Origin of the sequence: Thalassobacterium maritimum (genome assembly GCF_031127805.1) — a bacterium.
Taxonomy (GTDB): domain Bacteria; phylum Verrucomicrobiota; class Verrucomicrobiia; order Opitutales; family Coraliomargaritaceae; genus Thalassobacterium; species Thalassobacterium maritimum.
The window spans coordinates 1-1,048 of record NZ_JARXHW010000163.1; the positions used below are offsets into that span (position 1 = coordinate 1).

Annotated in this window: 1 protein-coding gene; it reads right to left on the bottom strand. The window is 42.5% G+C overall.

The window, feature by feature from the left end; all coding sequences use genetic code 11:
• Nucleotides 1-132 precede the first annotated feature (132 nt).
• The gene (locus QEH52_RS19835) at nt 133-942 is read right to left on the bottom strand and encodes a leucine-rich repeat domain-containing protein (protein WP_308952699.1); all 810 of its coding nucleotides are present in this window, start codon (nt 940-942) and stop codon (nt 133-135) included.
• Nucleotides 943-1,048 lie beyond the last annotated feature (106 nt).

The window sequence follows — 1,048 nt, forward strand, 5'->3', positions numbered from 1 at the left end:
ACTCATTCAATTTTTCTAAAATTCTCTTTTATTTGACGTTAGCGCAAGAGTGAAGTGATTCAATATGATTCATTTCATCTTCTGCATATCGTAGACGAGAGGGGTAGATGAGCGCCAGCGAAATCTATTGCCTCATCGGACTGGTTGGGCTCTGTGTTTTTCTACTAGTTGGTCGAAAGCGTTCTGATACTTTTTAACTCTATCAGAATCTTTCTTTTGGTTTAGGAATGGTTTCCTCTTCCCGACAACCATTATGTCATGCTCTCCTAGCATCTGCTTTAGCTCAATGAATGCTCTGAAGTAGTCACATTTAGTGTTGGTTAAGTTTGCTGTAAGTCGTGCATACTCTTCAGTTGGAAACTGATTCGAAATGCTCAATTCTTGCAACTGGGTCAGTCTTGAAACAGGTTCCAGAGATTGATCCAAAACTCTAATATTGGCTAGGCATAGATATAGTAGATTCTTAAGATCACCTAATGGTTCGAGTGTCTCCACTTTGAAGGTGTTCCAGACTCCTCCGCTGATATCTAATGTGATGAGGTCTGATAATCTCTGTATCGGAGTTAGGTCATGAACCCTTGTGAAGTCTTGAATCTGTAGAACCTTCAAGGATGTAAGCTCACCAATCGGTGCAATGCTCCCCGCTTTCGTATTCCATTCGATCGACAGTTCTTCGATGCCGGAAAGTCCTTGTAGGGCGTTTAGATTGGGAACTCTTAGATTGTATCCCTTGAAGCTGATCGGATTGACCAGAGAGACGACGAGATCAAACTGCTTCTGGTTTGCTCCGTTCAACCAAACTCTTTTGATATTTGGAAATTCCTTAATTCTCTCCAGTGCTTTCGCATCTCCGAAGATAGCTAAGTCTGTCGAGGACTCGTCAACATCAGTGAGATCCTTGGAATATTCAATGGGGCTTCGACTAAGGTAAGGGGGAATCATTTATTTTGCCCAACGTAGATGGGATGAGAAGGTTTGAGGTCGCGCCAGCGATCTGGGATCTTGTTCGTCTATGAAAACTAAACAATACAGAACGATAATCGGCGTC

What these genes read in the sequence shown, in the direction of transcription:
- QEH52_RS19835 (WP_308952699.1), bottom strand. Translation starts at nt 942, where the DNA reads ATGATTCCCCCTTACCTTAGTCGAAGCCCCATTGAATATTCCAAGGAT.